General features: G+C 67.0%; 21 protein-coding genes and 1 tRNA gene. 7 read left to right on the top strand and 15 right to left on the bottom strand.

Going from position 1 to position 25,804, the window contains the following annotated elements:
* Positions 1-38: 38 nt before the first annotated feature.
* The 8 genes from CyaNS01_RS12390 to CyaNS01_RS12355 all read right to left on the bottom strand — a co-directional run bounded on the left by CyaNS01_RS12390 (position 39) and on the right by CyaNS01_RS12355 (position 7,965).
* Positions 39-686, bottom strand: a complete 648-nt coding sequence (locus tag CyaNS01_RS12390) for an LON peptidase substrate-binding domain-containing protein (RefSeq protein WP_186697328.1) — start codon at positions 684-686, stop codon at positions 39-41.
* Between the two features lie 87 nt (positions 687-773).
* Entirely contained in the window at positions 774-1,094 is a 321-nt protein-coding gene (gene rpsJ / locus CyaNS01_RS12385; RefSeq protein WP_186697327.1) for a 30S ribosomal protein S10, read from the bottom strand.
* A 208-nt stretch (positions 1,095-1,302) separates the two neighbouring features.
* Entirely contained in the window at positions 1,303-2,502 is a 1,200-nt protein-coding gene (gene tuf, locus CyaNS01_RS12380) for an elongation factor Tu (RefSeq protein ID WP_186697326.1), read from the bottom strand.
* Between the two features lie 39 nt (positions 2,503-2,541).
* A complete protein-coding gene (gene fusA / locus CyaNS01_RS12375; RefSeq protein WP_186697325.1) occupies positions 2,542-4,617 on the bottom strand; it encodes an elongation factor G in 2,076 nt (691 codons plus the stop codon).
* 87 nt (positions 4,618-4,704) lie between these two features.
* A complete protein-coding gene (rpsG, locus tag CyaNS01_RS12370; RefSeq protein WP_186697324.1) occupies positions 4,705-5,175 on the bottom strand; it encodes a 30S ribosomal protein S7 in 471 nt (156 codons plus the stop codon).
* Positions 5,176-5,260: 85 nt separating this feature from the next.
* A complete protein-coding gene (gene rpsL / locus CyaNS01_RS12365; RefSeq protein ID WP_186697323.1) occupies positions 5,261-5,635 on the bottom strand; it encodes a 30S ribosomal protein S12 in 375 nt (124 codons plus the stop codon).
* A gap of 69 nt (positions 5,636-5,704) precedes the next feature.
* The gene (locus CyaNS01_RS12360) at positions 5,705-6,046 is read right to left on the bottom strand and encodes an AIR synthase (RefSeq protein ID WP_186700782.1); all 342 of its coding nucleotides are present in this window, start codon (positions 6,044-6,046) and stop codon (positions 5,705-5,707) included.
* Positions 6,047-6,096: 50 nt separating this feature from the next.
* A complete protein-coding gene (locus CyaNS01_RS12355; RefSeq protein ID WP_186697322.1) occupies positions 6,097-7,965 on the bottom strand; it encodes a phosphodiester glycosidase family protein in 1,869 nt (622 codons plus the stop codon).
* Between the two features lie 185 nt (positions 7,966-8,150).
* On the opposite strand from CyaNS01_RS12355, the gene gltB reads away from it, so the two are divergent.
* The gene (gene gltB / locus CyaNS01_RS12350) at positions 8,151-12,761 is read left to right on the top strand and encodes a glutamate synthase large subunit (RefSeq protein ID WP_186697321.1); all 4,611 of its coding nucleotides are present in this window, start codon (positions 8,151-8,153) and stop codon (positions 12,759-12,761) included.
* A 30-nt stretch (positions 12,762-12,791) separates the two neighbouring features.
* Here the strand turns inward: gltB and lipA are convergent, their stop codons facing one another.
* A complete protein-coding gene (lipA, locus tag CyaNS01_RS12345) occupies positions 12,792-13,691 on the bottom strand; it encodes a lipoyl synthase (protein WP_186700780.1) in 900 nt (299 codons plus the stop codon).
* 124 nt (positions 13,692-13,815) lie between these two features.
* Between lipA and CyaNS01_RS12340 the strand changes: the two genes are divergently transcribed.
* A tRNA-Pro gene (locus tag CyaNS01_RS12340) sits at positions 13,816-13,889 on the top strand.
* A gap of 7 nt (positions 13,890-13,896) precedes the next feature.
* Here the strand turns inward: CyaNS01_RS12340 and cobJ are convergent.
* Complete coding sequence (gene cobJ / locus CyaNS01_RS12335) at positions 13,897-15,705, bottom strand: precorrin-3B C(17)-methyltransferase (protein ID WP_186697320.1); 1,809 nt, start codon at positions 15,703-15,705, stop codon at positions 13,897-13,899.
* A 38-nt stretch (positions 15,706-15,743) separates the two neighbouring features.
* Positions 15,744-17,057 carry a hypothetical protein gene (locus tag CyaNS01_RS12330; protein WP_186697319.1) on the bottom strand — a complete coding sequence of 438 codons (1,314 nt, stop codon included), beginning with the start codon at positions 17,055-17,057 and terminating at the stop codon, positions 15,744-15,746.
* A gap of 525 nt (positions 17,058-17,582) precedes the next feature.
* Between CyaNS01_RS12330 and psaA the strand changes: the two genes are divergently transcribed.
* The 4 genes from psaA (at position 17,583) to CyaNS01_RS12310 (ending at position 23,028) form a co-directional block, all read left to right on the top strand.
* Positions 17,583-19,886 (top strand): photosystem I core protein PsaA, encoded by a 2,304-nt coding sequence (gene psaA, locus CyaNS01_RS12325; protein WP_186697318.1) that lies wholly within the window; start codon positions 17,583-17,585, stop codon positions 19,884-19,886.
* A gap of 19 nt (positions 19,887-19,905) precedes the next feature.
* A complete protein-coding gene (gene psaB / locus CyaNS01_RS12320) occupies positions 19,906-22,128 on the top strand; it encodes a photosystem I core protein PsaB (RefSeq protein ID WP_186697317.1) in 2,223 nt (740 codons plus the stop codon).
* Between the two features lie 103 nt (positions 22,129-22,231).
* Entirely contained in the window at positions 22,232-22,621 is a 390-nt protein-coding gene (locus tag CyaNS01_RS12315; RefSeq protein ID WP_186697316.1) for a CrcB family protein, read from the top strand.
* Positions 22,618-23,028: a CrcB family protein gene (locus CyaNS01_RS12310; RefSeq protein WP_186697315.1), complete on the top strand. Its 411-nt coding sequence runs from the start codon at positions 22,618-22,620 to the stop codon at positions 23,026-23,028. The genes CyaNS01_RS12315 and CyaNS01_RS12310 overlap by 4 nt, the downstream gene beginning before the upstream one ends.
* Positions 23,029-23,048: 20 nt before the next feature.
* Here the strand turns inward: CyaNS01_RS12310 and CyaNS01_RS12305 are convergent, their stop codons facing one another.
* The 3 genes from CyaNS01_RS12305 to CyaNS01_RS12295 all read right to left on the bottom strand — a co-directional run bounded on the left by CyaNS01_RS12305 (position 23,049) and on the right by CyaNS01_RS12295 (position 24,245).
* Positions 23,049-23,456, bottom strand: coding sequence for a hypothetical protein (locus CyaNS01_RS12305; protein WP_186697314.1), 408 nt, complete (start codon positions 23,454-23,456; stop codon positions 23,049-23,051).
* 125 nt (positions 23,457-23,581) lie between these two features.
* On the bottom strand, positions 23,582-24,073 hold the full coding sequence (locus CyaNS01_RS12300; RefSeq protein ID WP_186697313.1) for a photosystem I reaction center subunit XI: 492 nt from the start codon (positions 24,071-24,073) through the stop codon (positions 23,582-23,584).
* Positions 24,074-24,128: 55 nt separating this feature from the next.
* Entirely contained in the window at positions 24,129-24,245 is a 117-nt protein-coding gene (locus tag CyaNS01_RS12295) for a photosystem I reaction center subunit VIII (RefSeq protein ID WP_006910603.1), read from the bottom strand.
* A 90-nt stretch (positions 24,246-24,335) separates the two neighbouring features.
* On the opposite strand from CyaNS01_RS12295, the gene CyaNS01_RS12290 reads away from it, so the two are divergent.
* Positions 24,336-24,884 (top strand): HEAT repeat domain-containing protein, encoded by a 549-nt coding sequence (locus tag CyaNS01_RS12290; protein ID WP_186697312.1) that lies wholly within the window; start codon positions 24,336-24,338, stop codon positions 24,882-24,884.
* On the opposite strand, the gene CyaNS01_RS12285 is transcribed toward CyaNS01_RS12290, so the two are convergent.
* Positions 24,830-25,795 (bottom strand): glycosyltransferase family 2 protein, encoded by a 966-nt coding sequence (locus CyaNS01_RS12285; RefSeq protein WP_186697311.1) that lies wholly within the window; start codon positions 25,793-25,795, stop codon positions 24,830-24,832. The two genes, CyaNS01_RS12290 and CyaNS01_RS12285, sit on opposite strands and share 55 nt — an antisense overlap.
* Positions 25,796-25,804 lie beyond the last annotated feature (9 nt).

Genomic DNA, 25,804 nt, shown 5'->3' with positions numbered 1-25,804 from the left:
GGATGCAGAGGGATGGGGGGCGGCAGGGGGGAGAGGCGCTACTGGGGCTGAAAGGTGTCCTTCAGCACCGTGCGAGCTGCCAGCTGACGACGGGTCTGATCCAGCAGGTCGTACTCCTGGCGCAGGCGTTCGCCCGTGTCGGTGAGCTCCAGCAGGGCCTGCTGGTGGTCGGCGACGGGGCCGCCCAGGTGGGAGCCGATCCAGAAGGAGAGCTCGCGGGGCAGATCCGGCAGGTCGCTGGGCAGGCTGGCCGGCTTGCCCACCAGCTTGGCGGTGAGTTCCACCACGTCGCGCAGGGCCTGGTCCACGCTGCCGGCCAGGGTCTTGAGGGCTTCGGGGGAGTCGGGGTCTCCGTCTTCGATCCAGCTCACCAGGCCCACCCGAAACGGGGCTTCCCGCACGATGTCCAGCACCCGGAAGCGCTGCTGTCCCATGGTCACGACGTTGCTGCGGTCGTCGTCCTGGGTCTGGCAGTGGATGATCTCGGCACAGCAGCCGATGTCCGCCATCTCCTGAGATTTTGGATCCCAGCGCACCACCCCGAAGCGGCGGTCTTCGGCCATCACCGTGCGCAGCAGCATCCGGTAGCGGGGCTCGAAGATATGCAGAGGCAGAACTTCCTGGGGGAAGAGCACCACGTCAGGGAGGGGGAAGAGCGGCAGCTCCCTTACGGCCAGTTCACCCATGGCGAGTTGAGGAGTTGCCGAGCCATCCTAGGAAGAAGGTCCGGGGCCCGCGCCCTGGAAGGCGCGGCAGGGGCCGCAGGATCTGGCTCAGAGCTTCACTTCGATGTCCACACCACTGGGCAGATCGAGCTTCATCAGAGCGTCGATCGTCTTGGCCGAAGGGCTGTAGATGTCGATGATGCGCCGGTGGGTGCGGGTTTCAAAGTGCTCCCGGGAATCCTTGTCGACGTGGGGCGAGCGCAGCACGCAGTAGATCTTGCGCTTGGTGGGCAGTGGGATCGGCCCGATCGCCGTGGCAGCTGTGTGGTCAGCCGTTTCAATGATTTTTTCGCAGGAGAGATCAAGCATGCGCCGATCAAACGCTTTCAGGCGAATGCGGATCTTCTGCTGGGGGATGGCGGTGGACATGGAGATCAAAAGCTGGCCGGATGGCCAGGAGGAAACGTCCTTGGACGGAGGGGATGGCTAGGCAGTGGATGGGTCGACCCCTAAGGGATCTGCACACTGAATTGTCGATGTTCTGGTCACGAAGGCGCTGAGCTGACTCAGTGCGTCATTCGAGGCTGAAGAGCTGGGGGACAGCCTGGCAGTGTCTGCCTGGCTGCCCCTGTCGCCATCAGGCGATGATCTTGGACACCACGCCGGCACCGATGGTGCGACCGCCCTCACGGATGGCGAAGCGCATGCCCTGCTCGATGGCCACAGGGCAGATCAGCTCACCGGTCATTTTGATGCGGTCGCCCGGCATCACCATTTCCACGTTGGAGCCGTCATCGGCGGTGAAGGCGGTGATCTGGCCAGTCACGTCCGTCGTACGGATGTAGAACTGCGGCCGGTAGCCGGCGAAGAAGGGGGTGTGGCGACCACCCTCTTCCTTCTTGAGCACGTACACCTCACCTTCGAACTTAGTGTGGGGCGTGATCGAACCGGGCTTGATCAGCACCATGCCGCGCTCGATGTCCTCCTTCTGGATACCGCGCAGCAGCAGGCCCACGTTGTCACCGGCCATGCCTTCGTCGAGGAGCTTGCGGAACATCTCCACCCCGGTCACGGTGCTCTTGCGGGTGTCCCTGATGCCCACGATCTCGATTTCCTCGCCCACCTTCACCTTGCCGCGCTCGATCCGGCCGGTGGCCACGGTGCCGCGACCGGTGATCGAGAACACGTCTTCAACAGCCATCAGGAAGGGCTTGTCGATCTCGCGCTCCGGCTCGGGGATGGAGGCATCCACGGCTTCCATCAGTTCGCCGATCTTGGCCTCCCACTCGGCATCGCCTTCGAGGGCCTTGAGGCCAGACACTTTGATCACGGGGATGTCATCGCCGGGGAAGTCATAGCTGCTCAGCAGCTCGCGCACTTCCAGCTCCACCAGCTCGAGAATCTCCTCGTCATCCACCATGTCGCACTTGTTCAGGGCGACCACCAGGGCGGGCACACCCACCTGCTTGGCCAGCAGGATGTGCTCCTTGGTCTGGGCCATGGGGCCATCAGTGGCGGCGACCACCAGGATGGCGCCGTCCATCTGGGCGGCCCCGGTGATCATGTTTTTGACGTAGTCCGCGTGACCAGGGCAGTCGACGTGGGCGTAGTGACGGTTGTCGGTTTCGTACTCGACGTGGGCGGTGTTGATCGTGATGCCGCGCTCGCGCTCCTCAGGGGCGCCGTCGATCATGTCGTAGGCCTGGGCCTTCGCGAAACCCTTTTTGGCCAGCACGTTGGTGATGGCGGCGGTGAGGGTGGTCTTGCCGTGGTCAACGTGGCCGATGGTGCCGATGTTGACGTGGGGTTTGTTCCTTTCGAACTTTTCGCGAGCCATGGGAGGAAAGAATCGGGGGGTTGTTGGATAGGGTGAAGATCAGGACTTGCCCTGATTCTTGGAGATGATGGCCTCGGCCACATTGCGAGGAACTTCCTCGTAATGGCTGAACTCCATCGAGAAGATACCCCGACCCTGGGTCATGGATCGGAGCTGGGTGGCGTAGCCGAACATCTCGGCCAGGGGCACCTTGGACTGGACCTTGGACCGTCCATCATCGATGGACTGTCCTTCGACCTGGCCGCGGCGGGAGGAAAGGTCGCCGATCACGGATCCGAGGAAGTCCTCGGGGATCTCGACCTCAACCTTCATCATCGGTTCAAGCAGCACAGGATTGCACTTCTTGACGCCGTCCTTGAAGGCCATGGAGCCGGCGATCTTGAACGCCATCTCCGAGGAGTCGACGTCGTGATAGGAGCCATCCACCATGGTGACCCTCACGTCGATCATCGGGTAGCCCGCGATCACGCCGGATTCGCAGGTTTCCTTCATGCCGGATTCAGCCGGGCCGATGTACTCCTTGGGCACAATGCCGCCAACAATCTTGTTGACGAACTCGAACCCTGTGCCCGGCTCGCCCGGCTCCATCTCGATCACGACGTGACCATATTGGCCCTTGCCGCCCGTTTGCCGGGCGAATTTGCCTTCGCCCTTGGCCTTGGCACGGATCGTTTCCCGGTAAGACACCTGGGGAGCGCCGATGTTGGCCTCCACTTTGAACTCACGCAGCATCCGATCCACCAGAATCTCCAGGTGGAGTTCACCCATGCCGGCGATCACGGTCTGGTTGGTTTCCGGGTCAGTGGACACCCTGAAGGTGGGATCCTCTTCCGACAACGACTGCAGGGCCTTGGACAGTTTGTCCATGTCACCTTTGGTCTTGGGCTCCACGGCCACCGATATCACGGGCTCGGGGATGTAAAGCGATTCGAGAATGATCGGATCGCTTTCTACGCAGAGGGTATCTCCAGTGGTGGTGTCCTTGAGGCCGAGGACGGCGCCAAGATCGCCAGCGCGAAGTTCATCCACCTCTTCTCGATCATCGGCTTTGAGGATGATCAGGCGTGAGATGCGTTCCTTCTTGTCTTTCGTTGAGTTCAGCACATAGCTGCCCTTCTTAAGCGCACCGGAGTAAATCCGCACAAAAGTGAGCTTGCCGAAGGGATCGGCCATCACCTTGAAGGCCAGGGCGCTGAAGGGGGCACCATCCTCTGCAGGCCGGAGGGCCTCCGTGCCATCGGGCAGCAGGCCCTGGATCGGCGGCACGTCAATCGGGGCGGGGAGGTAGTCGACCACCGCATCCAGCAACAGCTGCACGCCTTTGTTCTTGAAGGCCGAGCCACACAGCATGGGCACCAGGCCGTGCTTGAGCACGCCGGTGCGGATGCCCTGGCGCAGCTGCTCATCACTGAGCTCGCCGGTTTCGAGGAACACCTCCACCAGGTCTTCGTCGGTTTCAGCGACCGACTCCATCAGCTTGTTGCGCCAGTGGGCGGCTTCCTCGGCCATGGAGGCGGGGATGTCGGTCTCCTCGATGTCCTTGCCGAGCTCATCCTTGTAGATGAAAGCCCGGTTCTTGACCAGATCCACGATGCCGCTCAGTTCGCCCTCGGCGCCGATCGGCAATTGGATCGGGGCTGCGCTGGCCTTGAGGCGATCCTTGATCTGCTCGTAGACCTTGAGGAAGTCGGCCCCGGTGCGGTCCATCTTGTTGACGAACACCATGCGGGGCACTTTGTAGCGATCCGCCTGGCGCCACACGGTTTCGGACTGGGGCTGCACGCCGCCCACGGCACAGAAGACGGCGATCACGCCGTCAAGCACCCGCATCGAACGCTCCACCTCAATGGTGAAGTCGACGTGACCAGGGGTGTCGATGATGTTGATGCGGTGGTCTTTCCAGCTGGTGGAAATGGCCGCTGCCGTGATCGTGATGCCCCGCTCGCGCTCCTGGGCCATCCAGTCGGTGACGGCGGCGCCGTCATGCACCTCGCCGATCTTGTGGACCACCCCGGAATAGAACAGGATCCGCTCGGTGGTGGTTGTCTTGCCCGCGTCGATATGGGCGGCAATGCCGATATTTCTGACGCGTTCCAGTGGAAAGGCGCGAGCCACGAGGAATGTCTCCGAAGGGTCTACAAAAAACGGTTGGTATCCTACTGATCAGCCTGCAGGCCCCGAGGCCACACCACGCTGTCGCGATCAGTAGCGGTAGTGGGCGAAGGCCTTGTTGGCCTCGGCCATCTTGTGGGTCTCTTCGCGCTTGCGCACGGCACTGCCGGCCTCGTTGGCGGCATCCATCAGCTCACCGGCGAGCTTCTGGGCCATGCTGCGGCCGTTGCGGGCCCGGGAGAAGTTGACCAGCCAGCGCAGGGCCATGGCGGTGCCCCGCTCCTGCCGCACTTCCATCGGCACCTGATAGGTGGCACCACCCACGCGGCGGGCCCGCACCTCCACCAGCGGGGTGGCGTTGCGAACGGCGGTTTCAAACAGCTCGAGGGGATCGGAGCCGGTGCGCTCGTTGATCATCGAGAACGCATCGGAGAGGATGCGCTGGGCCGTGGACTTCTTGCCGTGCTTCATCAGACGGGCCACGATCATCGAGGCCAGTCGGCTGTTGAACTGGGGATCGGGCAGGATCGGTCGCTTTTCGGCGGCGTTACGGCGGGACATCGGGATTGCGAGGTGCTGAGAGAATCAAGGGGAGCCTTCAGGAGGCAGCGGCCCTGGGCCGAGCCTGCCGCCTGCTGGGGTCAGGTCACGACTTCGGCGTCTTGGCGCCGTACTTGGAGCGAGACTGACGCCGGTCCTTGACACCGGCGGTGTCCAGCGTGCCGCGGATGATGTGGTAGCGGACACCGGGCAGGTCTTTCACCCGGCCGCCGCGGATCAGCACCACGGAGTGCTCCTGGAGGTTGTGGCCGATGCCGGGGATGTAGGCCGTCACCTCAAACCCGGAGGTGAGCCGCACGCGGGCCACCTTACGGAGCGCCGAGTTCGGCTTCTTGGGGGTGGACGTGTACACGCGGGTGCACACCCCACGGCGTTCCGGGCAGGAGCGCAGGGCGGGTGACTTCGTCTTGCGGGTCAGACGCTGCCGTTCAGTGCGGATCAGTTGCTGGATAGTGGGCATCGAGGGCCGGAGAACACAGGTCGGACGTCCGACCGATTGCGACAATCCGCCACCTTACTGGGTCGTCCGTCACCGCTCCGGTGAGCGGCTGAAGGCGGCTCCGCAGGCGCAGCTCGCCACCCCGTCGCCGGGGCGCACCAGGAAGCCGCCGCCGCTGAGGTCGCCGCGGTAATCGAGGGTGAGGCCGGTGAGCAGCTCCTGCTGCTCGGCCGGCGCGTAGAGGGTCACCCCGTCGGCCCGGGCAATCGGCACACCCGCCAGGTGGCCAGGGCGCACCCGGATCGTCCAGCGGGCGCAGCCGCCCTCCACCAGATCCAGATGGATCAGGCCGGGGGTGCCGGCCACGGCCGCCTGGCGCCCGAGCTCGGCGGCGGCCCTGGCCGAAAGGCGCAGGCTGTGGCCCTTGGGCATCGGAGCGGTTGAGGCGATCACAGCCACTCTGACAGGGGTGGATCCCGGTTTCAGCGCACCAGGCCCACGCCGTTGTGCACCGAACCGGCCACGCCGCGGCCCTTCACCTGGTGGCTGCCGCCCAGCACCAGGCCGGTGGAGCTGCCGCCGTCGAGGTTGAGGGCGTCGCGCAGGCCCAGGCCCAGCAGCAGCTGGGCGGCCTTGGCCAGGGTGGGGCCACTGTCATTCACCCCTTCCAGGGTGATCAGCCACACCTCGCGGCCATCGCTGCCCAGCACCGTGCGGGGTGCCCCCTGGCGCAGAAAGCTGGCACTGAAGGTCTCGGCCGCCCCATTCAGCACCACCCGCCCGCCCTGCAGCAGCAGCGGCCCCCCACCCACCACCTGGGGCTTGGCGCCCAGGGCCGCGCTGGGGCGGCTGCTGAGCGCCAGGCGGCTGCCGGGGGCCCAGGGCAGGGTCACGCCGCCGCGCCCCACCAGCAGGGTCTCGCCCGGCCGGATCGCCACGCCCCGGGCCAGTTCAGGGCTGTCGATCCGCCGCAGCACCTGGTTGTCAGCCCCGAGCAGCAGGGCGGTCTCCGAGCCGCTCAGCGCCCGGTAAACCGGGCCCCAGTCGGCCGTGTAGCGGCTGACGCCGCGCTGCACGAAGCCGCTGTTCACCACCACGATCGGCAGGCGCGGACCACCGGAGCCGCTCACCCACTCCTCCAGCCTCAGGCGGCCGAAGCTGGGCAGCTCCCGGCCGCTCCAGGCGGCGACGCCGCGGCCGAGGATCGGCCCGGAAAGCCAGCGGCCATCGCGCTTGAGGGCCCCCAGGGGCAGGCGCCGCACCCGGTTGAAATAGCCGCCATTGATGGCCACCACCGCCTGGGTCTGCCCGGCCAGCTGGGTCAGGGAACTCAGCCCCTCCATCGGGCCGGGGCGCACCAGCGGCCGCAGCTGCAGGGGGGCCGTGCGCGGATCGATCCGCACCGCATTGATGCGCACGCCATTCCGCACCAGCCGATCCCAGCGCAGGCTGCGCCCCACCATCGCCAGCACCTGCGGGTCGATTGGCGCGGGCGGCGCGGCGCCGCTGCCCGCCGTGCCGCTGGCGGGAATGTCGATCACCAGGCGGTTGGGTTCGCCAAGGCTGAAGGTTCGGTTCACGGAGCCGCTGCGGGGCCGCACGGCCACGCCACGGCCAGCACGCCGCACCACGACACCGAGGTTCTGGAGTTCGCGCAGCTGGCTCGGGCCCAGGTCCACATCCAGCAGCAGCTCGGCACCGCTGCTGCGCACCAGCGCCGGTCCGCCCAGATCCAGCACCAGCCGCCGCACACCGGGCTGGCTGCCGCCGCGCACGCGCAGCACCTGGGCCGCCGGCAAGGTGAGGGACAGCTGGCCCCGCTGCAGGGCCACCCCGACTCCGACGGCCCGCAGCAGGGGCATGGCATCCACGGCCACTTCGTCCTCGAGGCTGCGCTGCTGGGCGGGGGGCACCAGCAGCGGCTGGCCGAACCACTCCAGGTCCAGGCTGCCGTCCGGGCGGCTGCGGCTGCTCACCCCCAGCTGGTTCTCCAGCACCTCCAGGGGAATCCAGAGCTGCTGCGGCGGGCCGGCCTCGGCCCCGAGCCAGCGCCAGAGGGCCTGCTGGGGCCGGCCATTGATGCTGATGCTCCTGCCCTCACGCTCAGCACCCGTGGCTGGCGCGGGGCGGGCGGCCGGAGCCTTGGGCAGGGGCGGCGGGGGCTGGCGCGGGGCGGCCTGCGCGGCTGGGCTTCCCGCCGCGATGGGGGGCAGCAGCAGGGCGCCCGCAGCGATGGCGCCGCAGCAGGCTCCCGCCAGGCGGGAGACCTCGGCCCACGCCGCGGCCTGTTCCGCCCCCCGGGGGCGGCGCGCGGGTTGCTGGGGCGGCCGGCTCGCTCTGACGGAATCCATCCAGGCCGTGCATGCCAGCCGAAGCTAGCCCTGCCGCCCAACTGTGCTGCCTCAACCTTTCTGGAGGACAGGGATCCCTAAGATCAAAGACTCTGCTGTCAAGGCTCGGTTGCCGCACGTTCCCTCACGGGGGACGTTGGCCCACCGGTTGGCCGGCTGACACCCCATTCCAGAAGCCCTGGGCTATGCCACGACTGACCCGCCCTGTTTGGCCCCACTGCGACAGCCCCGCTCCGGCGGCCGTGGCCGGTGAAAAGGACGCCTGCGGGGTGGGTTTCCTGGCCGCGTTGAACGGCCAGACGTCCCATTGGGTGCTGCAGCAGGCCCTGCGGGGACTGGGCTGCATGGAGCACCGCGGCGGCTGCGGCGGGGACGGTGACTCGGGCGATGGCGCTGGCGTGCTCTGCGGCATCCCCTGGACCTATCTGGAGGCCGTCTGGCCTGCGGCGGCGGCAGCCGCAGGCCAGCCCCGCGGACTGGGCATGGTGTTCCTGCCCGCCGACCCTGCGCGCCGCGACCAGGCCCGCGCCTTCTGTGAGGCGGAGGCGGCCAGCCTGGGACTCCGCTCCCTTGGCTGGCGAGCCGTGCCCGTGGATCCCGCCGTGCTGGGCCCGATGGCCCGCTCCACGGCGCCGCTGATCGAGCAGTGGCTGCTGGCTGCCGATGTGGATGGTGACGGGCTGGAGGGGCTGCTGTTCCGCCTGCGGCGCCGCTGCGGCGACCGGGCCCGCGAGGCCTGGGGCCCCGGTCCGCACGACCTCTACTTCGCCTCCCTCAGCAACCGCACAGTTGTGTACAAGGGCATGGTGCGCTCGGAGGTGCTGGCCGCCTTCTACGCCGACCTGCGCGATCCCCGTTTTGCGGTGAGTTTTGCGGTGTATCACCGCCGCTTCAGCACCAACACCCTGCCCCGCTGGCCCCTGGCCCAGCCGATGCGCCTGCTGGGTCACAACGGCGAGATCAACACCCTGCTCGGCAACATCAACTGGGCCAAGGCCTCCGAGGTGAACCTCGAGGCGGTGTGGGGCCATGCCGCGGCCGACCTGCGCCCGGTGGTGAACCCCGCCTTCAGCGACTCGGCCAATCTCGACGCCACCCTGGAGCTGCTGGTGCGCAGCGGCAGGCCGATCACCGAGAGCCTGCTCACCCTGGTGCCCGAGGCCTTCCGCGATCAGCCCGAGCTGGCCGACCGGCCTGACATCCAGGCGTTTTATGAGTATTCCGCCTGCACCCAGGAGCCCTGGGACGGCCCGGCCCTGCTGGTGTTCGCCGATGGCCGCAGCGTGGGCGCCACCCTCGATCGCAACGGCCTGCGCCCGGCCCGCTACTGCATCACCAGCGACGGCTTTGTGGTGATGGGCTCCGAGACCGGCGTGGTGGATGTGCAGGAGAGCAGCATCGTGGAGAAGGGCCGGCTCGGGCCCGGCCAGATGCTCGCCGTGGATCTGGAGAACGGGCGGCTGCTGCGCAACTGGGATGTGAAGCAGGAGGTGGCCGAGCGCCATCCCTACGCCGTGTGGCTGGCGGAGCATCGTCGCAGCCTGCTGGGCCAGCCCTGGCAGGAGCAGCGCCAGCTGAGTGACCTCGACCTGCTCCAGCAGCAGACCGCCTTCGGCTTCACCGCCGAAGACTTCGATCTGGTGATCGAGGACATGGCCAGTGCGGCCAAGGAGCCCACCTACTGCATGGGAGATGACATCCCCCTGGCGGTGCTCTCCAGCAAGCCACACCTGCTCTACGACTACTTCAAGCAGCGCTTCGCCCAGGTCACCAACCCGCCGATCGACCCGCTGCGCGAAAAGCTGGTGATGAGCCTGGAGATGCACCTGGGCAAGCGCGGTTCCCCGCTGCGGCCGGATCCCGCCTCGGCGGCGGTGCTGCATCTGGGCAGTCCGGTGCTGAATGAGGCCGAACTCCAGGCCCTGGGCCAGCAGGGCCTGCCCACAAGCACCCTCAGTACCTTGCTGGCGATCGACGACGGTCCGGCCGGTTTCGAGAGTGCCATCCAGCATCTCTGCCGCGAAGCCGAGGCGGCCGTGCGCACCGGCAGCCAGATCCTGGTGCTCTCGGATCGCACCGACCGGGACGGACAGACCGGCGCCCCCACCGCCACCACCACCTACATCCCGCCCCTGCTGGCGGTGGGCGCGGTGCACCATCACCTGCTGCGCCAAGGGCTGCGGCTGCAGACCTCCCTGGTGGTGGAAACAGCCCAGTGCTGGAGCACCCACCACCTGGCCTGCCTGATCGGCTTTGGCGCCAGCGCCGTCTGCCCCTGGCTCACCTGGGAGACCTCCCGCCACTGGCTGGCCCACCCAAAGACCCAGAAGCTGATCGAGCGGGGCAAGCTGCCGGCCCTCACGCCATCCCAGGTGCAGGCCAACGTGCGCAAGGCCCTCGAAGACGGCCTGCGCAAGATTCTCTCCAAGATCGGCATCTCGCTGCTGGCCAGCTATCACGGCGCCCAGATCTTCGAGGCGATCGGCATCGGTGCCGATCTGATCGAGCTGGCCTTCACGGGCACCACCAGCCGGGTGGCTGGCCTGAGCCTGGCTGACCTGGCCAGCGAGACCCTCAGTTTCCACGCCAAGGCCTTCCCCGAGCTGAACCGCAGCAAGCTGGAGTTCATGGGCTTCGTGCAGTACCGCACCGGCGGCGAGTTCCACCTCAACAGCCCGGACATGGCCAAGGCCCTGCACGCCGCCGTGGCCGAGGGGCCCGGCTACGACCACTTCGCCACCTACAAGACCCTGCTTGAGAACCGGCCGGTCACCGCCCTGCGCGACCTGCTGGAGCTCAGGCCCGCCCCGGCCCCCCTGCCCCTGGATCAGGTGGAGAGCGTGGAGAGCATCTGCAGCCGCTTCTGCACCGGTGGCATGAGCCTGGGCGCCCTGTCCCGCGAGGCCCACGAGGTGCTGGCGGTGGCGATGAACCGCATCGGTGGCAAGAGCAACAGCGGTGAGGGAGGCGAGGATCCGGCCCGCTACCACCCGCTCCCGGATGTGGATGGTGAGGGCCGCTCGGCCACCCTGCCCGGAATCCGCGGGCTGCGCCCTGGCGACAGCGCCTGCTCCGCCATCAAACAGATCGCCTCAGGCCGCTTCGGGGTGACACCGGAATACCTGCGCAGCGGCCAGCAGATCGAGATCAAGGTGGCCCAGGGCGCCAAGCCCGGTGAAGGCGGCCAGCTGCCCGGCCCCAAGGTGGATCCCTACATCGCCTGGCTGCGCAACAGCAAGGCCGGAGTGGCCCTGATCTCGCCGCCACCCCACCACGACATCTATTCGATCGAGGATCTGGCCCAGCTGATCCATGATCTGCACCAGGTGCATCCCGCGGCGAAGGTGAGCGTGAAGCTGGTGGCCGAGATCGGCATCGGCACGATCGCCGCCGGGGTGGCCAAGGCCAATGCCGATGTGATCCAGATCTCCGGCCACGACGGCGGCACCGGCGCCTCGCCGCTGAGCTCGATCAAACACGCCGGCACCCCCTGGGAGCTGGGCCTGAGCGAGGTGCATCGCTCCCTGCTGGGCAACGGCCTGCGCGATCGCGTGCTGCTGCGAGCCGATGGCGGCCTCAAGACCGGCTGGGACGTGCTGATCGCGGCCCTGCTGGGGGCCGAGGAGTATGGCTTCGGCTCGGTTGCGATGATCGCCGAGGGCTGCATCATGGCCCGCGTCTGCCACACCAACAACTGCCCGGTGGGGGTGGCCACCCAGAAGGAAGCCCTGCGCCAGCGCTTCACCGGTCTGCCGGAGCACGTGGTGAACTTCTTCCTGTTCGTGGCCGAGGAGGTGCGCCAGCTGCTGAGCGTGCTCGGCGTGGCCCGCCTCGAAGACCTGATCGGCCGCACGGAACTGCTGCAGGCCCGCGAGGTGCCGCTCACCAAGACGAGCTGCCTGGATCTCTCCTGCCTGATCGACCCCCTGGCCGAGGCGGCGGAGCGCTCCTGGCTGCGCCATGACCCCCAGGCCCACGGCAACGGCCCGATCCTGGAAGACGCCTTGCTGCAGGATCCCGAGCTGATGGCTGCCATCGAGGGCCACGGTGCCATCAACCGCAGCCTGGCGATCGTCAACACCGACCGCAGCGTGGGCGCGCGCCTGGCCGGCGAAATCGCGGCCCGCCATGGCAACCGCGGCTTCCTGGGCCAGCTCAACCTCAGCTTCACCGGAGCCGCCGGCCAGAGCTTCGGGGCCTTCCTGCTGCAGGGCATGGCCGTGCACCTCGAAGGTGACGCCAACGACTATGTGGGCAAGGGCATGAACGGCGGGAGCATCACCGTGGTGCCCCATCCCGGCGGGATCGACCCCGGCAGCCAGGTGATCCTGGGCAACACCTGCCTCTATGGCGCCACCGGCGGCGAACTGTTCGCCCTCGGGCGTGCCGGCGAGCGCTTCGCCGTGCGCAACAGCGGCGCCGTGGCGGTGGTGGAGGGCGCTGGCGACCACTGCTGCGAGTACATGACCGGTGGCGTGGTGGTGGTGCTGGGCCCCACGGGCCGCAATGTGGCGGCGGGCATGACCGGTGGTGTGGCCTTCCTGCTCGATGAGGCCGGTGGCCTGGCTGATCGCCTCAACTACGAGACGGTGGCGCTGTGTGATCTCACCACGCCGGAGCAGGAGGGGCTGCTGCGGCCTCTGCTTGAGGCGCACCTGGAGACCACTGGCAGCAGCCAGGCGGCCCGAATCCTGGCGGACTGGAGCAACTGGAAGGGCCGGTTCAAGGTGCTGGTGCCCCCCAGCGAGAAGGAGGCGTTGGGGCTGTTGGAGCGGGAGGTGGTGACGGCGCTCTGATTGAGTGAGCAGTCCTGCAGCGGCCTGGGCTCAGCGGGGGTGACGCACCATCAGAGCCCTCACCTCCCCGGCGTGGTAGCTGCTTCGCGTCAGAGGTGTGCTCACCACCTGGAGAAAGCCCAGAGACGCTTCGCCGTGGAGCTGATACGTCTTGAATTGCTCAGGGGTCACGAAACGATCCACCGGTAGGTGCTTCGGTCCTGGGGAGAGGTACTGGCCAATCGTCACGATGTCGACGGCGTTGGCCCGCAGATCACCCAGCACCTCCAGCACTTCGGCATCGGTCTCGCCCAGCCCCACCATCAGCCCCGACTTGGAGTAAGTGCGGGGCCAACCTTGCCTCACCCGCTGCAGCAGCTCCAGGGACCTGCCGTACAGCCCTTGGGGTCGCACCGTCCTGTAAAGGCGAGGCACCGTTTCGATGTTGTGGTTCAGCACATCAGGTGCCGCGTCCATCACCGTCGCCAGGGCCTGCCAGTTGCCGCAGAAATCCGGGATCAGCAGTTCGATCGTGGTGCGGGGTGAGCGCTTGCGCACCTCGGCCATGCAGGCGACAAACTGGCTTGCCCCGCCGTCTGCCAGGTCGTCGCGGTTCACCGAGGTGATCACCACGTGGCTGAGGCCCAGCCGGTGCACCGCCTCGCCCAGTCGCTCCGGCTCGCTGGGGTCGAGGGCCCGCACGCTCTTGTCGAAGTCGATGTCGCAGTAGGGGCAGGCCCTGGTGCAGCCCGGGCCCATGATCAAGAAGGTGGCGGTTCCCCCGGCGAAGCATTCGCCGATGTTCGGGCAGCTGGCCTCCTGGCAGACCGTGTTGAGCTTCAGATCCAGCAGCAGTTCCGCCACCTCGCCAATGCGCTCCCGCTGGGGGGCCTTCACGCGCAGCCACTCGGGTTTCAGCAAGGGGGCAGACCGGCCCGGAGCAGACCGCAGCGGAGGGATCTCACTGTAGAAAGTCAGGCCGCCTTTCAGGTCAGCCTGCCGCTGTCGGCACCCCGCCGCCAACTGCTGCGCCGGCGGCGCTCCTCCATCGGCGGTCCTCTAAAGTCCAGACCATCGGGATGTAGCGCAGCTTGGTAGCGCACTTCGTTCGGGACGAAGGGGCCGCAGGTTCGAATCCTGTCATCCCGACTTTGGCTCAGCTCAGCTCGGCGCCCGGGTAGCCCCTGGGGGTCACCATGCGGCCATCACGGCAGTAGCTGGTGCTGTTCCCCACCAGCACCAGGGTCAGCATGTCCACAGTCTCGATCGGCAGCTCGCCGAGGCTGTGCAGGCTCACCTGCTCATCCACACGCCCCAGCTGCCGGGCGATCACCACCGGGGTGCTGGCGGGCCTGGCGGCCAGCAGGATCGCCCTGGCCTGCCCCAGCTGCCAGTCGCGGTCCCGGGAGCGGGGGTTGTAGAGCGCCACCACGAAATCCCCTGCGGCCGCGCTCCGCAGGCGCTGTTCAATCACCGGCCATGGGGTGAGCCGGTCGCTGAGGCTCACGGTGCAGAAATCGTGCATCAAGGGGGCTCCCGCCCGGGCCGCCGCCAGCTGGAGTGCCGAGATTCCAGGGTGCACCGTGAACGACGGGCGGGCGTCGTCCGGTTGGGCCAGCCACAGCTCCAGGGCCAGGCCGGCCATGGCATAGATGCCGCTGTCGCCCGAGGACACCAGGGCCACGCTCACCCCCTGGTTGGCCAGGTCCAGGGCCAGGCGGCAGCGCTGGCGCTCCTCCGTGAGGCGGCCATCGAGGCGCAGCTGATCGGGCCGGCGCAGCGGTTCAAGCAGATCGAGGTAGAGCCCGTAGCCCACCCACACGCTGGCCTCGGCCAGGGCACGGCGCCCATCCGGGGTGAGCAGATCCAGCCGCCCCGGACCGCTGCCCACCAGGTGCAGCTGGCCTCGCTGGGGAGCCCACTGCTCCTTGGCCAGGGCAATGGCCAGGGTGGCGGCACCCTGTTCCCCCGGGTTGGCCCGTTCGATCACTTTGGCCTGCAGCAGCTGGGCGCCGGGCCCCGCGGCCAGCAGGGCAGCGGCTTCGGCCACGCTGGCGGTGCCCATCTCAGCGGCCACCACTGCCGATGGGGTGGGCACCGCTACGGCGCTCAGGGCCGCGGCAGACAGCCAGCGCAGCGGCCAGTGGCGTTGGCGGGCCAGCTCCAGAAGGGCCGGTTCATCGGCCTTGCGGTCGATGCTGGCCAGCCCGGCGATGGCCTCCTCCGCCAGGTTGAGGCCCTGCAGCTGCTGGTTCACCAGTCGCTCCAGCAGGGCCAGGCTGGTGTGGCGTTCGCAGCCGATCCCGAGCCACAGCCCCGGTGGATGCCAGCGACAGCCTGGGCCGCGCTGCACGGTGATCAGCAGCTGGGTCGCCGGATCAGCGTCGCTGGGGGCCAAGGCTTGAACGGGCGGCAGCCTGCGGCTGGCCTCGAGCTCCAGCCAGCAGCGACTGCCCTGCTTCTGCTGCAGCACCAGCTGGCCAGAATCCCTGGCCGCTTGTTGCATCAGCGCGCTCCAATCCCCCCCCGGGCCGCGCCGCCAGCCCCATCGCGTCCCGAACTGGTCCAGGGCCAGGCTTCCCGTGCCGCTGCTGCTGCCCGTGCGCACCACCTGGCCTCCGAGCAGGGCGGCGACCCGCTCGGCCAGGGCTTCGGCTCCGGCTGCGTGGGCTCCCAGCAGGGGAATGGCGAACTGGCCCCGCGGATCGAGCACCACCACGGCGGGATCGTGCTGTTTGTCCACCAGCAGGGGCGCTACCAGCCGCAACACCAGGCCACAGGCCCCCACCACCACAAAGCCGCGGGCCTGCGGCCACTGCTGCTGCAGGCAGGCCCGCGGGCCGCCGGCGTCGCTGCTGCCCACGCGATGGGCAATCAGGCCCGCCGCCAGCAGCTGATCCAGCAGCCCATCCCCGTCCTGGCTGAAGCTCAGCCCCCAGACCCCTTCAGGGGCTGCAACGACCACCGGTGGAGCCGCGATCAACGGGTCCCTGCCTGGTGTGCTCACGGGGCCCACCGTTGGCGCAACCCGGCCAGGGGCCCCTGCCTCTCAGGTGTGGCCTGGCTGGCGTCGGCCTGGCTCGCCTGGCGGCTGGACGCACCGGTCGGCCTGCTGTCCATCGGAGCGCTGCCCAGCTCAGGCTCCACTGCTGCCGGCTGCGGCTCTTGCTGCGCCGCTGGCTGGGCATCCGGTTCGGGCTGCTCGCTCTGCTCTGGCTGCCTGCTCTGTTCTGAGTGGCTGGCTCGCTCAGGCTGGCCAGCGGTCTCAGTGTCATCCGGGAGGGCCGGTTCGGCGGGGTTCTGCTGAGCGGGCGTGGGCTCAGACCCAGGCATCGCCGTCAGGCCCGCGTCGTCGCCTTCGGGTTCGCCCCTCTGCTGGTCGCCGCTCTCCTCAGCGTTGCCGGAGGCTGGCTCAACGGGCTGCTCCCCCAGGAGCTGGGCCAGTTGCTGGGCGCTCAGGGATGGAGCTTCCCAGGCGGCGGCTGGAGCCAGCGGGTCGATCCACACCTCGCGCACGAGGCTGTTGAAGGGTGGATTCAGGGGCGCCCCCTGGCCATCCACCAGCTCCAGCAACACAGCGTTGGAGCCAGTGCGCCAGCCCCTGAGCCAGAGGGGGGTGCTGTCGTCCACCAGAAAGCTGTCACCATTCACTGTGATGCGCAGCCGCCAGCTGCCATCGCCCGGCCGCAGCCCCTGCAGCGGGGCATCCCGCAGCAGCCAGTCCACCAGCACCGGTTGGTGCCGGGCGCCCTCCAGGCTGGCCGAGGGAATCAGCTGGGGGCTGCCTGGGGCCGGCTGGCTCAGGGGGTTGGTGTTGACGCGGGCCAGCCGGATCTGGTCGAAGGCGCCGGGATCCTTCACGGCCTCGCCCCAGGGCCGGGCGGCATAGGCACTCACACGGTGGCTGCCGGCGCCCAGCTCCGGCAGCTCGAGCCGCAGGCTGGTGGCCCCTGGGGCTGGACCCTGGCTGAGCCGGATCGGAGCCTGGTCGTCGATCTGCACCACCAGATGGGCACCCAGCCCCAGCTCGCCCGCATCGGCCAGGGGCCAGTCGCGAACGGCCAGCTCAAGGGTCCAGGGCCCGGCCTTCAGCAGGCTGTTGTCGGCAGGGGCCTGAATCCTCACCCCGGGGTGGTGACTCGCCAGGGCCTTCTGCAACTGGGCCACGGCCCCCGGAGGCGGCACCTCCTGCAGCCGTCCCGCGGGGGCCACCGGGCTGATCGGCCCAGCGGGATCCGTCTGGTTCGGGCCGGCCCGCAGGGCACGGCTGCCACAGGCTGTGGTCAGCAGGACAACCAGCAGCAGAGCAGCCGTCAACGGACCCAACCGCTGCCTGATCCTGGCCAGACCCCTTGCGGCTGGTCTGGGCTGCGCCTCTGCGCTCAGCTGCGCCCTCACCCTGTCTGGTCCCCGCAAGCTTGCCTGCATTCTGCTGGCAGGCAGGCGATGGAGACCCGCCTGTGTCACCGACAGACTTCTTTCCAGGCTGACGATGTAACAAAGCAGATGGAAAGTATTGGAATGGCGTATCTCTAACTGCCCAGCAGACCCCAGTGCTGGCCTGGGAAGGCGCCGGATTGAACCTTTGTAACTGGGCGCCCAAGGGGCATGGATTTGACCCTTATAGTGCCGCCAGCGGTCCCCTACCTGGGGCCCAAAGCCCCAGCCATGGCAACGGATCTCGCCACTTCGCGAGGCCCCTGCCGGCTGGAGCCCATGACAGGCCCGGCTCCGGCAGGTCCGTTCATGGGGCCCATCAGTCATCCGTCTCCGCCTCGCGCGGATGCGATGGCTTCCAGGGGTGGATCACCACCTCGACCCCGTCCCTCGAGGAACGTCTCGATGACCATCAGCCCACCAGAGCGTGGGGAAAAGGCCAAGGCCATGGTCGACCGGAACCCCGTTCCGGCCACGTTCGAGCTTTTTGAAAAGCCCGGACACTTCGACAGAACCTTGGCCAAAGGTCCCAAAACCACCACCTGGGTTTGGAACCTCCACGCCAACGCTCACGATTTCGACAGCCACACGAGCGACCTCGAAGAGGTCTCTCGCAAGATCTTCTCTGCTCACTTCGGCCATCTGGCCGTCATTTTCATCTGGTTGAGCGGCGCCTTCTTCCACGGAGCCCGCTTCTCCAACTACACCGGCTGGCTGGCTGACCCTCTGCACGTCAAGCCTTCAGCCCAGGTGGTCTGGCCCATTTTTGGCCAGGAAATTCTCAATGGTGATGTGGGTGCCGGCTTCCACGGCATTCAGATCACCTCCGGACTCTTCCACGTGTGGAGGGCCTGGGGCTTCACCAATGAGTTCCAATTGCTCTGCACGGCAATCGGCGCTCTGGTGATGGCCGGCCTGATGCTCAACGCGGGCGTCTTCCACTACCACAAAGCAGCCCCCAAGCTCGAGTGGTTCCAGAACGTTGAGTCGATGCTCAACCACCATCTGGCTGGACTGCTTGGCCTGGGCTCCCTGTCCTGGACAGGGCACCTCCTGCACGTGTCCCTGCCCACCACGGCTCTGATGGATGCCATTGATGCCGGCCAGCCGCTGGCGATCAATGGCAAGACCATCGCCTCCTATGCCGACATCCCGCTGCCCCACGAGTTCATCAACCAGGATGTTATCTCGCAGCTCTACCCCGGATTCGGTGCTGGCATCTCCGCCTTCTTCACCGGTAACTGGGCGGCCTACAGCGATTTCCTCACCTTCAAGGGTGGTTTGAATCCTGTGACGGGCAGCCTCTGGATGACAGACATTGCGCATCACCATCTGGCGATCGCCGTGCTGTTCATTGTGGCGGGCCACATGTACCGCACCAACTGGGGCATCGGCCACAGCATCAAGGAAATCCTGGAAGGTCAGAAGGGCGACCCCCTGCTGTTCCCGGCTCCCAAGGGCCACGATGGTCTGTTCGAGTTCATGACCACCAGCTGGCATGCCCAGCTCGGCGTGAACCTGGCCTTGTTCGGCTCGCTGACCATCATCGTGGCGCATCACATGTATGCGATGCCTCCCTATCCCTACATCGGGATTGATTACGCCACTCAGCTTTCACTCTTCACCCACCACATGTGGATTGGAGGCTTCCTGATCGTTGGTGCCGGTGCCCACGCTGCCATTGCCATGGTGCGTGACTACGACCCCGCCAAGCACATCGATAACGTGCTGGATCGCGTCCTCAAGGCCCGCGATGCCCTGATCAGCCACCTGAACTGGGTGTGCATCTGGCTCGGCTTCCACAGCTTCGGCCTCTACATCCACAACGACACCATGCGTGCCCTGGGCCGTCCCCAGGACATGTTCAGCGACTCCGCCATTGCTCTGAAGCCCATCTTCGCGCAGTGGATCCAGGGTCTGCACGCCGCTGCAGCCGGCAGCACCGCTCCCAACGCCCTCGCCGGCGTGAGTGAAGTGTTCAATGGCGCCGTGGTGGCGGTGGGTGGCAAGGTCGCCGCTGCTCCGATCCCCCTGGGCACGGCGGACTTCATGGTCCACCACATCCACGCCTTCACGATCCACGTCACCGTGCTGATCCTGCTGAAGGGTGTGCTCTACAGCCGCAGCTCCCGCCTCGTTCCCGACAAGGCGAACCTCGGTTTCCGCTTCCCCTGCGACGGCCCCGGTCGTGGCGGTACCTGCCAGGTGTCGGCTTGGGACCACGTGTTCCTCGGCCTGTTCTGGATGTACAACTCCCTGTCAATCGTGATCTTCCACTTCTCCTGGAAGATGCAGAGCGACGTGTGGGGCACCGTCAATGCTGACGGCAGCGTCCAGCACATCACCAACGGCAATTTTGCCCAGAGCGCCATCACCATCAATGGTTGGCTGCGTGACTTCCTGTGGGCCCAGGCCGCACAGGTGATCAACAGCTATGGCTCGAGCTCCAGTGCCTACGGCCTGATGTTCCTGGGTGCCCACTTCATCTGGGCCTTCAGCCTCATGTTCCTGTTCAGTGGCCGCGGCTACTGGCAAGAGCTGATTGAGTCCATCGTCTGGGCTCATAACAAGCTGAAGGTGGCGCCGGCCATTCAGCCCCGCGCCCTTTCCATCACCCAGGGCCGTGCCGTGGGTGTCGCCCATTACCTGCTGGGCGGCATCGCGACCACTTGGTCCTTCTTCCTGGCCCGCATGATTGCGGTCGGCTGACCTTTCCTGACCTTTCCCAATGGCAACGAAATTTCCTTCGTTCAGCCAGGGTCTGGCACAGGACCCGACAACCCGCCGTATTTGGTACGGCATTGCCACGGCTCACGACTTCGAGAGCCACGACGGCATGACCGAGGAGCGGCTTTACCAAAAGCTGTTCTCCACCCACTTCGGTCACCTGGCCATCATCGGCCTCTGGGTTTCGGGCAACCTGTTCCATATCGCCTGGCAGGGCAACTTTGAGCAGTGGGTCACCGATCCTCTGCATGTCCGTCCCATCGCTCACGCGATCTGGGATCCCCACTTCGGTGAAGGCGCCATCGCTGCCTTCACCCAGGCGGGCGCTTCTTCTCCGGTGAACATCGCCTATTCCGGTCTGTACCACTGGTGGTACACGATCGGGATGCGCTCCAACGCCGAGCTCTATCAAGGGGCCATCTTCATGATGATCCTCTCGGCCTGGGCTCTGTTCGCCGGCTGGCTTCACCTTCAACCCAAGTTCAGGCCTTCCCTGGCCTGGTTCAAGAACGCTGAATCCCGGCTCAACCACCACCTGGCTGTGCTGTTCGGCTTCAGTTCGATCGCCTGGACCGGACACCTGGTTCACGTGGCCATTCCTGAATCCCGTGGTCAGCACGTCGGTTGGGACAACTTCCTCTCCGTGTCGCCTCACCCGGCAGGTCTGGGTCCCTTCTTCACTGGTAACTGGGGCGTTTACGCCCAGAACCCCGACACCGCTTACCAGGTGTTCGGCACCGCTGAAGGCGCGGGCACCGCGATCCTCACCTTCCTGGGTGGTTTCCACCCCCAGAGCGAGGCTCTCTGGCTTACGGATATTGCCCATCACCACCTGGCGATTGGCTGTATTTTTGTGATCGCTGGCCACATGTACCGGACGAACTTCGGTATCGGTCACTCGATCAGGGAGATCCTTGAGGCTCACAACCCACCCAAGGGCACCCCTGGTGACCTCGGCGCTGGCCACAAGGGTCTGTACGACACCATCAACAACTCGCTCCACTTCCAGCTGGGTCTGGCCCTGGCCAGCCTCGGTGTGGTGACGAGCCTGGTGGCTCAGCACATGTATGCCCTGCCGTCCTACGCGTTCATCGCCAAGGACTACACAACGCAGGCTGCTCTTTACACCCACCACCAGTACATCGCCATCTTCCTGATGTGCGGTGCCTTCGCTCACGGTGCGATCTTCTTCATCCGTGACTACGACCCCGAGGCCAACAGGAACAACGTTCTTGCTCGGATGTTGGAGCACAAGGAAGCGATCATCAGCCACCTGAGCTGGGTCTCTCTGTTCCTCGGTTTCCACACCCTGGGTCTCTACGTCCACAACGACGTGGTCGTGGCCTTCGGCACTCCCGAGAAGCAGATCCTGATTGAGCCGGTGTTCGCCCAGTTCGTGCAGGCTTCCTCCGGTAAGGCCCTCTACGGCATGGACATTCTGCTCTCCAATTCCGAGAGCATTGCGTCCACCGCCTGGCCCAACTACGGCGCCGTCTGGCTGCCTGGTTGGCTGGACAGCCTCAACTCCGGCACCAACTCCCTGTTCCTCCAGATCGGTCCTGGTGACTTCCTGGTGCACCATGCCATCGCGCTTGGTCTCCACACCACCACCTTGATCCTGGTGAAGGGCGCCCTGGATGCCCGGGGTTCCAAGCTGATGCCCGACAAGAAGGACTTCGGTTATTCCTTCCCCTGCGACGGCCCCGGCCGTGGCGGCACCTGCGACATCAGCGCCTGGGACGCCTTCTATCTGGCTGTCTTCTGGGCCCTGAACACTGTGGGTTGGGTCACCTTCTACTGGCACTGGAAGCACCTCGCCATCTGGCAGGGCAACGTGGCCCAGTTCAACGAATCCAGCACCTATCTGATGGGCTGGTTCCGCGATTACCTGTGGCTCAACAGCTCCCAGCTGATCAACGGCTACAACCCCGCTGGTTCCAATAACCTGGCGGTCTGGGCCTGGATGTTCCTGTTCGGCCACCTTGTGTGGGCAACGGGCTTCATGTTCCTGATCTCCTGGCGTGGTTACTGGCAGGAGCTGATCGAGACCATCGTCTGGGCCCACCAGCGCACCCCGCTCGCCAACCTGGTGGGCTGGCGTGACAAGCCCGTGGCCCTGTCCATCGTTCAGGCCCGTGTGGTTGGTCTGGCCCACTTCACCGTGGGTTACTTCCTCACCTACGCGGCGTTCCTGATCGCCTCCACCTCTGGCAAGTTCGGCTGACGCAGCCTGACGCTTGCCTCGCTCGAGGGACCACCAATCCAACCCCGGCTCAGGCCGGGGTTTTTTTCATGTCATTGCTCCATCTGTTGGCACTCGCGCCGTGATGAGTTCTCTGTCCACGGCCACCTCGTCGGTGTTGGTGGCCCTTGGCGTGGTGCCAGGAGCCTGGCTGCGCTACAGGGTGGTCAACCACCTGGAGCCGGCGCTGCCCCGCAAGCACTGGGGCACCTTTGTGGTGAATGTGGTGGCCTGTTTTGCCCTCGGTCTGCTGGCTGCCTTGCAGCAGGGTGGCGGCCCGGGAGCCCGCAGCACGATGCTGTTGCTGGGCACCGGCTTCTTCGGAGGTTTCAGCACCTTTTCCTCCTTCGTGGCTGAGCTGCACCAGGTGTTGCAGCGCCGCCATTGGGGCGAGGCCTGTGCCCTGGCCGGCGGCTCGCTGCTGGCGGGTCTGCTGGCCATGCAGGCCGGTCTGCTGATCGGTGCCCTGAGATGAGAGAACCCCTGAAGCGGGAGTCCAAGGAGTTGCTGCTGTTGACGCTCGGTGCCGTGCCGGGTGGGCTGCTCCGCTGGCAGCTCGACCTGGCGGCGGCAGCTCAGGCCGGCCCTGGGGCAGCCCTGTTGCAGGCTTCGCTGTTGGCGAATCTGAGCGGTTGCCTGTTGATCGGCCTGCTGATCGTTCAGCCCGCCAGCCGGGCCCGCCTCTACCTCTGGGCTGGTGTGGGTTTCTGTGGCAGTCTCACCACGTTTTCTTCCTGGATGCTCTCCATCGCCCAGCAGCTCACCCTGGGGCACTGGCTCGGGGTGACAGCCATCGTGGCCGGGAATCTGTTGGGCGGCCTGCTGCTGGTGGCCTGCGGCGCCTGGCTGGGCTCAGCACTCCTGGACCGCAACCAGCCCTGAGGTCGCCGCGTCGGCATTCCTCAGCGGGCGCTGGCGTAGTTCTGGCGCACGTACGCCCAGTCTTCGCAGCGGAGTTCATTGCCATCGGTCTGGGCACGCTCGCCCCTCAGGCAGGCCACCGTGGCGGCGTGGCCCTGCACCAGGCCACTGCTTCTGCCCTTTTCCTGCAGGTCCGCGGCCGCCGAGCCTGTGGGCGCTTCGGTGCTGTTGGGAGTGGCGCTGCTGCTTTGGCTGCCGCTGCCGCTGGTCGGTGGCAGCGCCGGGGCAGCGGGTGGCTCCGGCTCGGGCGCGTTCTGCGGCTGACAGCCGCCAAGCAGCAGCAGGGCGCTGGCTGCCAGGGCCAGGCCTGCAGGCCAGACGCCCTGCTGAGCCAACCCGCGGCGTGGGCAGGCCAGCGTGCGCTTTGGGCGGGAAACCTGCGTGCCCATGGAGCTCTCCAGCGACTGCTTCTCCATCCTCACCCGCCAAACAAAAACCCCGCCAACGGCGGGGCTTGGATGGACCTTGCTGCAGCAGCGATGGTCGGCAAGGCTGCCAGCAGAGCTGCTGGAGGTCAGCCCATGCTCCAGACGCCACCGGCAATGCTCCCCAGAGGGGAAACCATGGCGGTGGTCGCCAGGAACCAGGCGAAGGCCGCACCACCGCAACCGCCCAGCCAGAAGCCGCTGGCGAACTCAGCCCAGCCGGACTTGGTGAACAGGTCTGCAGGCGGATTGTCCACAGTGGCGTCCGCAGGCTGCACGTTGGGGCCTGTGCCCGCTGTGCCGTAGATCGACAGGCAGACCGTGAGGATCGACACCAGACCGATCGCAGCCAGCAGACCACTGGTGCTGGCGTACTCGGTGAGCCGCAGGGGGCCCGTGAACGCGAAGGGTCCGTACAGCAGGAAGCCATGGGCCATGCCCACTTCCAGGCCGCGCCGGTTGGGCGACAGGGAGGGGCGATAGGCCGGCAGGGCATTCAGGAACGCCTTGCTGAAATAGCTGCTGTTGACGGGAGTGGCCAGATTGCCGACACAGGGGTCGGCCACGGGGGTCACGGTCATGGGGATGGATGTGAGGGTGTTGAAAGGGGCGTCGGCACTCCGAGGCCCGGAGCGCTCAGTCGCGGGCTTCAATCACGTTGAACAACAGCGCCATCGCCACGGCTGGGCCGAGGATCCCGACGAGGGGCACGAACACCGAGGGCATCCAGGCGGCAGCAAATTCTCCAGTCATGGCGCAGGCCAGTAGCAACCGCCGGTACTGTAAGGATCGTTTCCAGCACAGCCTTCTTGGGCCCTGCTGGGCGACATAAAAGTTCAATCCATGCCTCCCTCCAGCCTCGCTGCCCTGGCCGGTCTGCTGGCCCTGGCGCTCTGGTGGCTCGGTCGCCGTCCCCCCGCCCGCCTGCTGCGCTCCACCGATGCCAGTGCGGTGGCGGCCCTGAACCGCAGCCAGCTGCACCAGCCCACGGCCCTGCAGCCCCCCGGCCACTCCGTCTCCCCTGCCGGGCAGCCCTCCCGCTCAGGGCCGCCCAGCGCCGACGAGGCTGCCGCCGCCTTCGCTGCCGCCTCGCCCCTCGCTCGCCAGCCGGCCGGTGTGGCGCTCCGTGCTCGCGATCAGCAGCTGCTGCTCACGGCGCTGCAGCGCCATTTCGAGGCGGATCACACCAACCGTCTGGTCGCCGTGCAGGTGGCCCGCCGCTGGGGTCACCGCTGCACCCTGCCGCTGCTGCACAGGGCCCGCCGCGACCCCGACCCCCGCGTGGTGCTGGAGGCAGCTCTGGCGCTGGAACGCTTCCGGGGCCGGCAGTCCCGGCCTCAGGCGGGGGAACCGGTCGTGGCGCTGCCCCGCAACGTCTCGCGCACCCGGTAGATGGGCCGCCCCTGACTCTCGTGGTAGGTGCGCATCTGCAGTTCAGCCAGCAGCCCGAAGCAGAACAGCTGCACGCCCGCCACAACGCTGATCAGGGCCACCAGCAACAGCGGCCGATCGCCGATCTCGGCCCCCAGCAGCAGCTTTTCCACCACCAGGGCCACAGTCAGCAGCAGACCCACCGCCATGGCCGCCAGGCCGGCTGAACCGAACACGTGCATCGGCCGGGTCAGGAATCGCTTCATGAACCACACCGTGAGCAGGTCCATCAGCACCCGGAAGGTGCGATCGATGCCGTAGTTGCTCTGGCCATAGCGGCGGGCGTGGTGGCCGACCTGCACCTCGCTGATGCGGGCGCCCTCGATGAAGGCCAGGGCTGGCAGAAACCGGTGCAGCTCGCCGTAGAGGTTGAGGTCGTCCACCACCTCGCGGCGGTAGGCCTTGAGAGAACAGCCGTAGTCGTGCAGGCGTACGCCGGTGACCCGGGCGATCAGACGATTGGCGATGCGGCTGGGCAGCAGCCGCGACACGGCATGGTCCTGCCGCTGGTGGCGCCAGCCGCTCACCAGATCGAAGCCCTGCTCCAGCCGCTCCAGCAGCATGGGAATGTCGGCCGGATCGTTCTGCAGGTCGCCATCAAGAGTGACGATCACCTGCCCGCAGCTGGCATCGAAGCCCGCGGCCATGGCGGCGCTCTGGCCGTAGTTGCGCCGCAGCAGCACCACCACCAGCTCCGGCTGGCTGCTGCTCAGCCCGCGCAGCACCTCGGCGGTGCCGTCGCTGGAGCCGTCATCCACCACCACCAGCTCGTGCTCCAGCCCCAGGGGGCGGATCGATCGCAGCACCTGCTCCACCAGCAGCGGCACGTTCTGCTCCTCGTTGTAGAGGGGCACCACCACTGAGAGATCCATCGCGGCCCG

Source organism: Cyanobium sp. NS01, assembly GCF_014280235.1.
Lineage (GTDB): Bacteria > Cyanobacteriota > Cyanobacteriia > PCC-6307 > Cyanobiaceae > NIES-981.
The sequence above is the reverse complement of the archived record's forward strand: the minus strand, read 5'-3'. Positions and strand labels throughout refer to the sequence as shown.

Bases quoted from the DNA above. Each gene is read 5' to 3' on its own strand.
- CyaNS01_RS12390 (WP_186697328.1), bottom strand. From the start codon at position 686: ATGGGTGAACTGGCCGTAAGGGAGCTGCCGCTCTTCCCCCTCCCTGAC.
- rpsJ (WP_186697327.1), bottom strand. From the start codon at position 1,094: ATGTCCACCGCCATCCCCCAGCAGAAGATCCGCATTCGCCTGAAAGCG.
- tuf (WP_186697326.1), bottom strand. From the start codon at position 2,502: ATGGCTCGCGAAAAGTTCGAAAGGAACAAACCCCACGTCAACATCGGC.
- rpsG (WP_186697324.1), bottom strand. From the start codon at position 5,175: ATGTCCCGCCGTAACGCCGCCGAAAAGCGACCGATCCTGCCCGATCCC.
- rpsL (WP_186697323.1), bottom strand. From the start codon at position 5,635: ATGCCCACTATCCAGCAACTGATCCGCACTGAACGGCAGCGTCTGACC.
- CyaNS01_RS12360 (WP_186700782.1), bottom strand. From the start codon at position 6,046: ATGCCCAAGGGCCACAGCCTGCGCCTTTCGGCCAGGGCCGCCGCCGAG.
- CyaNS01_RS12355 (WP_186697322.1), bottom strand. From the start codon at position 7,965: ATGGATTCCGTCAGAGCGAGCCGGCCGCCCCAGCAACCCGCGCGCCGC.
- gltB (WP_186697321.1), top strand. From the start codon at position 8,151: ATGCCACGACTGACCCGCCCTGTTTGGCCCCACTGCGACAGCCCCGCT.
- psaA (WP_186697318.1), top strand. From the start codon at position 17,583: ATGACCATCAGCCCACCAGAGCGTGGGGAAAAGGCCAAGGCCATGGTC.
- psaB (WP_186697317.1), top strand. From the start codon at position 19,906: ATGGCAACGAAATTTCCTTCGTTCAGCCAGGGTCTGGCACAGGACCCG.
- CyaNS01_RS12315 (WP_186697316.1), top strand. From the start codon at position 22,232: ATGAGTTCTCTGTCCACGGCCACCTCGTCGGTGTTGGTGGCCCTTGGC.
- CyaNS01_RS12310 (WP_186697315.1), top strand. From the start codon at position 22,618: ATGAGAGAACCCCTGAAGCGGGAGTCCAAGGAGTTGCTGCTGTTGACG.
- CyaNS01_RS12305 (WP_186697314.1), bottom strand. From the start codon at position 23,456: ATGGGCACGCAGGTTTCCCGCCCAAAGCGCACGCTGGCCTGCCCACGC.
- CyaNS01_RS12300 (WP_186697313.1), bottom strand. From the start codon at position 24,073: ATGACCGTGACCCCCGTGGCCGACCCCTGTGTCGGCAATCTGGCCACT.
- CyaNS01_RS12295 (WP_006910603.1), bottom strand. From the start codon at position 24,245: ATGACTGGAGAATTTGCTGCCGCCTGGATGCCCTCGGTGTTCGTGCCC.
- CyaNS01_RS12290 (WP_186697312.1), top strand. From the start codon at position 24,336: ATGCCTCCCTCCAGCCTCGCTGCCCTGGCCGGTCTGCTGGCCCTGGCG.
- CyaNS01_RS12285 (WP_186697311.1), bottom strand. From the start codon at position 25,795: ATGGATCTCTCAGTGGTGGTGCCCCTCTACAACGAGGAGCAGAACGTG.